8 protein-coding genes are annotated in these 8,985 nt (G+C 71.8%); 3 read left to right on the top strand and 5 right to left on the bottom strand.

Going from position 1 to position 8,985, the window contains the following annotated elements:
* From PHC73_RS05560 to PHC73_RS05550, 3 genes are all read right to left on the bottom strand, one after another.
* On the bottom strand, positions 1–338 hold a 338-nt coding region (locus tag PHC73_RS05560), incomplete at its 3' end, for an ATP-binding cassette domain-containing protein (protein ID WP_300125463.1).
* A gap of 10 nt (positions 339–348) precedes the next feature.
* Positions 349–1,935, bottom strand: a complete 1,587-nt coding sequence (pgi, locus tag PHC73_RS05555; RefSeq protein ID WP_300125461.1) for a glucose-6-phosphate isomerase — start codon at positions 1,933–1,935, stop codon at positions 349–351.
* A gap of 69 nt (positions 1,936–2,004) precedes the next feature.
* Positions 2,005–3,351 (bottom strand): adenosylmethionine--8-amino-7-oxononanoate transaminase, encoded by a 1,347-nt coding sequence (locus tag PHC73_RS05550; RefSeq protein WP_300125459.1) that lies wholly within the window; start codon positions 3,349–3,351, stop codon positions 2,005–2,007.
* Positions 3,352–3,430: 79 nt separating this feature from the next.
* On the opposite strand from PHC73_RS05550, the gene PHC73_RS05545 reads away from it, so the two are divergent.
* The 3 genes from PHC73_RS05545 to PHC73_RS05535 are packed head-to-tail and all read left to right on the top strand — an operon-like array spanning position 3,431 to position 6,520.
* Positions 3,431–3,916, top strand: a complete 486-nt coding sequence (locus tag PHC73_RS05545; protein WP_300125457.1) for a peptidylprolyl isomerase — start codon at positions 3,431–3,433, stop codon at positions 3,914–3,916.
* Between the two features lie 4 nt (positions 3,917–3,920).
* Complete coding sequence (locus PHC73_RS05540) at positions 3,921–5,525, top strand: L,D-transpeptidase family protein (RefSeq protein ID WP_300125455.1); 1,605 nt, start codon at positions 3,921–3,923, stop codon at positions 5,523–5,525.
* A 5-nt stretch (positions 5,526–5,530) separates the two neighbouring features.
* Entirely contained in the window at positions 5,531–6,520 is a 990-nt protein-coding gene (locus tag PHC73_RS05535) for a D-Ala-D-Ala carboxypeptidase family metallohydrolase (protein ID WP_300125453.1), read from the top strand.
* A 12-nt stretch (positions 6,521–6,532) separates the two neighbouring features.
* On the opposite strand, the gene PHC73_RS05530 is transcribed toward PHC73_RS05535, so the two are convergent.
* Together PHC73_RS05530 and PHC73_RS05525 are read right to left on the bottom strand one after the other, a co-directional pair.
* Positions 6,533–7,486, bottom strand: coding sequence for an alpha-L-glutamate ligase-like protein (locus tag PHC73_RS05530; RefSeq protein WP_366949810.1), 954 nt, complete (start codon positions 7,484–7,486; stop codon positions 6,533–6,535).
* A partial coding sequence (locus PHC73_RS05525) for an inactive transglutaminase family protein (RefSeq protein WP_300125449.1) occupies positions 7,486–8,985 on the bottom strand: 1,500 nt, incomplete at its 5' end. The genes PHC73_RS05530 and PHC73_RS05525, both read right to left, overlap by 1 nt.

Genomic DNA, 8,985 nt, shown 5'->3' with positions numbered 1-8,985 from the left:
ACCCGGTACAGCTTGGCGAAGATCAGCAGGTTCTCGAAGCCGGTCAGGTCCGGATCGGCCGACAGCATTTGCGGCACGTAGCCGATATGCCGGCGCACCGCGCCGGCCTCGCGCACGACGTCGTAACCGGCCACGCTGGCCTGCCCGGCGCTGGGCGGCAGCAGCGTGGTCAGCATGCGGATGAGCGTGGTCTTGCCGGCGCCGTTGGGGCCGAGCAGGCCAAAAATGCTGCCTTTGGCTACCGCAAGGTCGACCCGGTCGACGGCGGTCAGCTCGCCGAAGGCGCGCGTCAGGCCCCGGGTTTGCACCGCCAGGGCGGCCGGCGCCGGCCGCGGCATCGTCCCCGGCTCAGCCGCCAAGACGCAGCCGGCAGGCCGCCAGCAGCGTCGAGGTCGAGGCGTCGTGCGCGCCGTGCGGGCTCGCACCGCCGAGCTCCTGCTCGATGCGGCTGGCCAGGCGCTTGCCGAGCTCGACGCCGAACTGATCGAACGGGTTGATGCGCCACACCATGGCCGAGGTGAAGGTGCGGTGTTCGTGGCAGGCGAGCAGCGCGCCCAGGATCGGCGGCGTCAGCGCCGGCAGCAGGAAGGTGGTGCTCGGCCGGTTGCCGGGGCAGCGGGCGTGCGGGTTGCCGGGCACCTCGACGCCGGTCAGCAGCGCTTCGGCCTGTGCCAGGCATTGCGCCACCAGGCGCCGGCGGTGACCGGGCAGCCCGGCATCGTCCTGCGTGCAGACCAGGAACTCGGTCGGGATGGTGGCCGGGCCCTGGTGCAGCAGCTGATAGAACGTGTGCTCGCCGTCGTTGCCGTTGCCGCCCCAGACGACCGGGCAGGTGGGGTAGCCGACCGGCTGGCCGTCGCGGTCCACGCCCTTGCCGCCGCTTTCCATGGCGAGCTGCTGCACGTAGGTCGGCAGCAGGCGCAGCGCCTGGTCGTAGGGCAGCAGCGCGCGGCTGCCGAAGCCCCAGAAGCTCGCGTACCACACGTCCAGCAGTCCCAGCAGCAGCGGCAGGTTGCGCTCGGCGGGCGCTTCCTGGAAGTGCCGGTCCATGGCGGCAGCGCCGTCCAGCAGTTCCCGAAACCGCGCCGCGCCGATGCCGATCGCCGCCGGCAGGCCGATGGCCGACCACACCGAGTAACGCCCGCCCACCCAGTCGGGGAAGGTGACGATGGCATCGTCGGCAAAGCCGAGTCCGCGCGCCTTGTCCGGGTTGGCGGTGATGGCGATGAAGTGCCGGTCGGCGCCGTCGCCGAGCTGCGCTTGCATGAAGGTCCGCGCCGCCTGGTAGTTGTAGAGCGTCTCGGTGGTGCCGAAGCTCTTGGATGACACCAGAAACAACGTGCGCGCCGGGTCGCACCGCGCCAGCAGCCGCTGCAGCGGCGTGGGGTCGACGCTGGAGATGAAATCGACCTCGATGTCCGGTGTGGCGCAGCCGTGCAGGGCTTCGAGCACCAGCGCCGGCCCCCAGTACGAGCCGCCGATGCCGAGGTTCACCACGCGCGTGAAGCGCTGGCCGGTGGCGCCGGTGCGGCTGCCGGCGCGCACCGCCTCGGCAATGTCGGCGATCTGCCGGTGCATGGCGGCGACGGTGGGCTTGACGTCCTGGCCGTTCACGACGATCGGCGCCGGGTCCGGGTCGCGCAGCGCCGTGTGCAGCGCCGGCCGGCCTTCGCTGTTGTTGATGGCCTCGCCGGCGAACAGTGCGCTGCGCCAGCGTGGCAGCTCGGCCGCATCGGCCAGCGCCAGCAGCGCTGCGCGGGCGGGTTCGTCCAGCCGGTGTTTGGACAGGTCGGCGTGCAGGCCGGCCACATCGAAGCTGTAGCGCGCCACGCGCTGCGGGTCGGCAGCCAGCAGGTCGACGATGCGGCAGTCGGCCAGGCGCGCGCGTTCGGCGGCGACGCGCGACCAGGCGGTGGCGAGCGGGGCACTGGGCATGGCGGGCTCCTCGGGCCGGGGTGGATGGCGGGTTTGACCGGACGGGTGGGCGGCGGTTGCGGGCTGCGGTCAGGCCGTAGCCGCGTCGATGCCGGCGGCGGCCACGCGCGCCAGCAGCGCGATTTCGTCCTCGTCGATGACGTACGGCGGCATGAAGTAGACGACGTTGCCGAGCGGGCGCAGCAGCACGCCTTCGGCCAGCGCGTGCTGGTAGACGCGCAGCCCGCGCCGCTGCTGCCACGGATACGGCGCGCGCGTGGTCTTGTCCTGCGTAAGCTCGATGGCGAGGATCATGCCGGTCTGGCGCACTTCGGCCACGTGCGGGTGGTCGGCCAGCGGCGCCGTCTCGCGCGCCATGGCGGCGGCCAGCGCGCGGTTGCGCAGGAGCACCGGTTCGTCCGCAAAGATGCCGAGCGTGGCCAGCGCCGCCGCGCAGCCGAGCGGGTTGCCGCTGTAGCTGTGCGAGTGCAAGAACGCCCGCTGGCTGGCGTAGTCGCCGTAGAAGGCGTCGTACACGGCGTCGGTCGTCAGCACCGCGGCGAGCGGCAGGTAACCGCCGGTCAGGCCCTTCGACAGGCACAGAAAATCCGGCGCGATGCCGGCTTGCTCGCAGGCGAACAGCGTGCCGGTGCGCCCGAAGCCGACCGCGATCTCGTCGGCGATCAAATGGACTTGGTAGCGATCGCACAGCGCGCGCAGGCCGGTGAGGTAACTCGGGTGGTGCATGCGCATGCCGCCGGCGCATTGCACCAGCGGCTCCACGATGACGGCGCACACCTCGTGCGCGTGGCGCTCCAGCAGCGCCTGCATGTCGGCCAGGCGGCGCGCGGCGACGTCGGCGGCGCTCTCGCCGGGCTGGCGGTCGTAGGCATCCGGCGAGGGCGCGGTGATCGGCGCGCGCAGCAGCTCGGCGTAGGGGTCGCGATAAAGACCCACGTCGCCTGCGCCGAGCGCGCCCAAGGTCTCGCCGTGGTAGGCACCGGAAAGATTGATCAGCCGCGACTTGCCCGCGACACCCACGTTTCGCCAGTAGTGGTAGCTCATCTTGATGGCCACCTCGACCGCGCTCGAACCGTTGTCGGCCAGAAAACAGCGCCTGAGCGTGGGCGGCGTGAGCGCCACCAGCCGCTCGGCCAGCAGCAGCGCGGGTTCGTGCGAAAAGCCGCCGAAGATGACGTGCTCGAGCCGCGCCGCCTGCGCCGCCACGGCGGCCGAGATGCGCGCGTTGGCGTGGCCGAACAGGTTCACCCACCAGGAGCTGATGGCGTCCAGATAGCGGCGGCCGTCGAAGTCCTCCAGCCACACGCCGGCGCCGCGGCGGATCGGCACCAGCGGCAGCCATTCGTGGTCCTGCATCTGCGTGCACGGGTGCCACAGCACGGCCAGATCGCGGGCCACGAAGCTTGCGTTGTCCATGCCGGTGATTGTAGGGCGGCGGGCGGATGGCAGGCGGCTGCTAGACTGTCGGCCCCGTTCTCTCGCCTGGAGCCGTACCGTGATCATTGCCGACAACTGCGTCGTGACCCTTGCCTATACCCTGCGTGACGATGCCGGCGAGGTGCTCGACAGCGCCACCGCGGCCGAGCCGTTCGCCTACCTGCACGGCCGCCGCTCGGTGATCGCCGGTCTGGAGCGCGAGCTTGGCGGGCACGTCGCGGGCGATCAGATCGAGGTCAGCCTCGCCCCGGCCGACGCCTACGGCGAACACAGCCCGGCGCGCGTGCAGGTGGTGCCGCGCGACCGCTTCCCAGCCGGCATCGACATCACGCCCGGCATGCAGTTCCATGCCAGCGACGAGCACGGCGGCCAGATCATCGTGCGCGTGGCCGACGTGGACGAGGACGGCATCACCGTCGACGCCAACCACCCGCTGGCCGGCCAGACGCTGCATTTCACAGTCGAGGTGCTGGACGTGCGCGCCGCCACCGCCGAAGAGCTGGCCCACGGCCACGTGCACGGCGCCGGCGGCCACCAACACTGAGGGAATGCCGGCACCGCTAGCGGCCGCAACGGCGCGCCGTCGGTCGCCGGTCGGCTGGCTGTGCGCCGGTCTGCTGGCGGTGCTCAGCTGCGCCGCGTCGGCCGCCGAGCCGGTGGCCGACGCGCTGCAGGCGCATTTGGCGGCGGCCGACGCGTCGCTGCATGCGCCGCAGTTGCTGCGTGCGCTGTACGCGCCGCGTGCCTACCGGCCGCTGTGGATCGGCGGGCGCGTCGACGAGGCCCGGGCGGCGCTGGCCGGCGCCGCCGCGCATGGTCTCAGTACCGCCAACTACCACCGCAGCGCCATCGAGGCGCACCGCGCCGATGCCACCCCTGACGGGCAGGCGGCGCTCGAGCTGCTGATCAGCGACGGCCTGCTGCTGCTGGGCTCGCACCTGCGCAGCGGGCGCATGGAACCGGGCACGCTCACGCCGCGCCGGCAGCTGCTGGCGGTGGATGCCGACCTGCCGGCGCGCCTGGCCGGCGCGGCCTCGGCGGCGGCGTTTCTGGACGGTCTGGTGTCGCCGCTGGCCGGCTACTCGCGCCTGCAAGGCGCACTGGTCCATTATCGAAACATTGCCGACAGCGGCGGCTGGCCGATGATGGGGGACGGTCCGACACTGCATCCCGGTGACGCCGACGCGGCGGTCGAGCTGCTGCGCACGCGCCTGGCGCGCGAGGGCATGGACGGGCCGGTCGGCGCCGCGACGGGCCTGTTCGACGCGCCGCTCGAGGCGGCGGTGCGGCGCTTTCAGGCCCGCCACGGCCTCGACGTCGACGGTCTGGTCGGCCGCCAGACCCGTCTTGCGCTCGACACGCCGGCCACGGCGCGGGTCGGCCAGATCGTGGCCAATCTCGAGCGGCGCCGCTGGCTGGGCGAGGCGCCGGGCCGGCGGCAGGTGCGCGTCAACGTGGCGGCGTTCACGCTCGAGGCCATCGACGGCGCCGAGGTGGCGCTGCGCATGCGCGTGATCGTGGGGCGGCCGTACCGGCCGACGCCGGAATTCGCCGACCGCATCCGCTACCTGGTGCTGAACCCCTACTGGGAGGTGCCGCCGAAGCTCGCCGTGCAGGACAAGCTGCCGCTGATCCGCCGCGATCCGGGCTACCTCGCCCGCGAGCACATACGCGTGCTGCAGGGCTGGGGCGAGCAGGCGCGCGAGATCGACCCGGCGCGCATCGACTGGTGGCACGTGAAAACCCCACTGCCGTTTCGCCTGCGCCAGGACCCGGGCCCCTGGAACGCGCTCGGGCGGATCAAGTTCATGTTCCCGAATGCCTATGACGTGTACCTGCACGACACGCCGGCGCGCGAGCTGTTCGCGCATGCCGAGCGCGTTTTCAGCTCCGGCTGCATCCGCGTGGAGGACCCGCTGGCGCTGGCCGACTGGTTGCTGGCGGACGATCCGCAATGGTCGCCGCAGGCGCTACGGGCGGCCATCGACAGCGGCCAGACGCGCACCGTGAACTTGCGCCAGCCGGTGCCGGTCTACTTGCTGTATTGGACCGCCTGGGTCGACAGCGACGGGACGGTGCAGTTCCGGCGCGACATCTACGACCGCGACGCGCCGCTGGCGGCCGCGCTGGCGGCGCCCCTGCAGGGAGAGTGAGAACGATGGATTGGCTCCTGTTCGGCCGGCGCCTGGCGGGCGTGGTGTGCGCCGGCGTGCTCGGCCTGATCGGCGCGCTGCCGGTGCGCGCTGCCCCGCTGCAGGTGGCCATGCTGGCGCCGCCGTCGGGCGAAATCGGCGGCGCCGGTTTCAGCGTGCGCTGGGGCGAGGAGCGCTCGGCGCTGGCGGTCAATCCGCTGGTGGCGGCGGCCGGGCAGGCGGTGACGCTGCAGGTCGAGGATGCCGGGCGCGGCGTGTTCACCCTCGATGCCGGCGCCGGTGTGGTGCAGCCGCTGGGCGCGGCGCGGTGGCGCTGGACGGCACCCGGCAAGCCAGGCAGCTATACGCTCGAGGTCGCCCGCAGCGACGGGGCGCGCATGCGCTTCACGGCCCTGATCACCACCCCGCGCACGGCGCTGCGCGGCGGTGCCCTGAACGGCTACCTGATCGGCGACTACCCGCAGCACCCGGCCGGCCAGGCGCTGTACCGGCCGCCCGAGGGATTCATCGAGGTCGACGCGCGCAGCGCCGCCTTGCCGCTGACGCCACACCTGACGCTCGGCCAGTTCGTGTGCAAGCAGGCGGCGCGCGGGCCGCGCTACGTGGTGCTGCGCGAGCGGCTGCCGCTGGCGCTCGAGGCGGCGCTGCAGCGCTTCGCCCGCGCCGGCATCGCCGCCGGTGGTCTGACCGTGATGAGCGGTTACCGCACGCCACACTACAACCGTCAGCTCGGCGACACCCGTTTCAGCCGCCACCAGTTCGGTGATGCGGCGGACATCTTCATCGACGAGGACGGCGACGGGCGCATGGATGATCTGAACGGCGATGGCCGGCACGACATCGGCGACGCCCGGCTGCTGTTCGGCATCGTCGACGCCGCCCAGCGCGAGCCGGCCTGGCAGCGCTTCACCGGCGGCCTGTCGGCGTATCCACCGAACGCCGCCCACGGCGCCTTCGTGCACCTCGACACCCGTGGCGTGAAGGCGCGCTGGTAGGGCGCCGCGGCGTCAGTGCCTGCCGAAGCGCTCTTTGGCGAAGGCCACGCGCTCGGCCACGTCGGCGCCGTCGCGGGCGTGCGCGTCGACCGCGGCCAGGCGCGGCAGCAGTCCGGTCTGGTTGGCGATCTGGATGTTCAGGCCCGGGCGGGCGTTCATTTCCAGCATCATCGGCCCGAAGTCGCGGTCGAGCACGAAATCGACTCCCAGATATCCCAGGCCGCTGATGTCGTAGCAGCGCGCGGCCAGTTCCAGCAGCGTGTCCCACTGCGGCACCTGCACGCCGGCGATGGGGTTGCCGGTGTCGATGTGCTCGTCGACGATCTCGTTGCGCCACACGCCGCGGCCGGTGATGCCGCTGGCAATGTCGATGCCGGCGCCGATGGCGCCCTGGTGCAGGTTGGCCTTGCCGTCGGACAGCGCCGTCGGCAGGCGCACCATGGCCAGTACCGGGTAGCCGCGGTAAACGACGGTGCGCAGGTCCGGCACGCCCTGGTAGGAGATCGGCTCGAACACCGAATCGATCTTGACGCGGTACTCGATCATCGCCGCGTCCGGCTGGCCGCCCAGGCTGTACAGGCCGGACAGCGTGTTCGAGACGTGGTGTTCGAGTTCGTCCTCGGTGAGCAGCGCGCCGCTCGCCTTGCGGTAGCGGTCCCGGCGCTTGCCGACGATGACCAGCACGCCGTTGCCGCCGCTGCCGTTGACCGGCTTGACCACGAAATCCTCGCGCCCGTCGAGCAGGTCAGGTAGCTGCGCCACCTCGTGCTGGATGCGCAGCACACCGTACAGCTGCGGCACGCGGATGCCGGCCGCCTGGGCGAGCGCCTTGGTGCGCACCTTGTCGTCCACCAGCGGGTACAGCCGGCGCGGGTTGACGCGGGCGATGAAATCGCCGTTGCGCTGGTTCATGCCGAGCACGCCGGCGGCGCGCAGCGCCCGCGCCCGCTGCCAGGGGAAGAGCATCATCCGGCCAGCGCCCGAAAGCGCCGAAGCTCGGTCAGCCGATAGCCGGTGTAGCGGCCGAGCGCCAGCGTGATGGCCAGCACGACGAGCAGCAGTTCCGGGAACATGAACAGCAGGTGCTGCACCTGTCGGTTGGTCATCACCAGATATGCCAACGCGGCCGCCAGCAGACTGCCGGCTGCCTGCTGCAGCGCCTCGCGCGGGCCGGCCTCTTCCCAGCCGATCGACATGCGCTCGATGGTCATGGTGAGGATCACCATCGGGAACAGCGCCACCGACAGCCCGGCGCCGATGCCGAGCTGGTAGGTGATCACGCTCAGGCCGGCCATCATCAGCACCACCACCGTCAGCACCGAGGCCAGGCGCGGCACCAGCAGCAATTTCAGCCGCTCCAGGTAGAACCGCGCCAGCAGTCCCAGCGCCACGATGCCGGTGAACAGCAGGATGCCGTTCAGCAGCTTGGTTTCGCGAAAGGCGAGCGCGATCAGAATCGGCGCGAAGGTGCCGAACGCCTTGATGCCGACCACGTTACGCAGCAGCACGATGAGCAGCGCGCCCAGCGGCATGGTCAGCACCACCCGGTACACCATCTGCATCTGCACCGGCAGGCTCAGCAGCGAGAACTGCAGCGCCAGCGAGCCGCGCTCGGCGGCGCGCTGACGGGCCGCGGCGAGCGCCTCGTAGGTGTTCTCGGTGGCCGAGAACTCGAGCCGCAGGTTGCGCACGCCGTCGGCGTCGCGCAGCGGCGGCTCGCCGCGCGACCAGACCAGAAAGTCGGTCGGTTGGCCAGGCACGCCGCTGCCGGGATCAAACGACAGCCAGCGCTCGCCGTCGTGGACCTCCAGGCGCGTCAGCAGTGGCAGGTGGCGGCCTTCTTTCTGCAGCTGGATGCCGTAGACCGGCCGGGCCGGGATGTTGGCGGTGGCCAGCATGGCGGCGGCGACTTCGGCGCGGCGCTGCGGCGAATTGTCACCGCCGAGCAGCAGGTTGATGTCGCTGCTGCCCTGCGCGCCAAGGTGCAGCAGGGTTTGCGCGGCGAAGGTGGCGATGTCGGCCGAGTGGGCGCGAATCTGCGCCACCAGCGCCTGCACTACCGCCGCCTGGGCATCGGTGAACTGCGGTGGTTGCACCGGCGGCGGGCGCGATTCACCCGCCGCTCGCTCCGGGGCCGGGTAGACCACCGCCTGGTAATACAGCTCCTGTTCGCCGCGGGCGCGCCGGATCGTCCACAGCGCCTCGCGGTCGCCATCCTTGACGGTGGTGGACAGGCCGTAGCCGCTGGACACGAAGGTCTCGTCGAGCAGGCCGAAGCCCGGCGGGCGCAATGGCACCGCCAGGCGCACCTTGATCGGTGTGCCGGACCGGGCGGTGAAACGGATGCGCGCCTCGACGGTCCAGGCGCCGATGGCGTTCTCGGCGCGGATCGGCACGCCGAGTTCGAGCCATTTGTACAGGAACAGACCGCCGCCGGCGGCCACCAGCGACAGGCACAGGATCAG

The sequence above is a fragment of the Immundisolibacter sp. genome, assembly GCF_028696615.1.
Classification (GTDB): Bacteria; Pseudomonadota; Gammaproteobacteria; order Immundisolibacterales; family Immundisolibacteraceae; genus Immundisolibacter.
The sequence above is the reverse complement of the archived record's forward strand: the minus strand, read 5'-3'. Positions and strand labels throughout refer to the sequence as shown.

What these genes read in the sequence shown, in the direction of transcription:
- pgi (WP_300125461.1), bottom strand. Translation starts at nt 1,935, where the DNA reads ATGCCCAGTGCCCCGCTCGCCACCGCCTGGTCGCGCGTCGCCGCCGAA.
- PHC73_RS05550 (WP_300125459.1), bottom strand. Translation starts at nt 3,351, where the DNA reads ATGGACAACGCAAGCTTCGTGGCCCGCGATCTGGCCGTGCTGTGGCAC.
- PHC73_RS05540 (WP_300125455.1), top strand. Translation starts at nt 3,921, where the DNA reads ATGCCGGCACCGCTAGCGGCCGCAACGGCGCGCCGTCGGTCGCCGGTC.
- PHC73_RS05535 (WP_300125453.1), top strand. Translation starts at nt 5,531, where the DNA reads ATGGATTGGCTCCTGTTCGGCCGGCGCCTGGCGGGCGTGGTGTGCGCC.
- PHC73_RS05530 (WP_366949810.1), bottom strand. Translation starts at nt 7,486, where the DNA reads ATGCTCTTCCCCTGGCAGCGGGCGCGGGCGCTGCGCGCCGCCGGCGTG.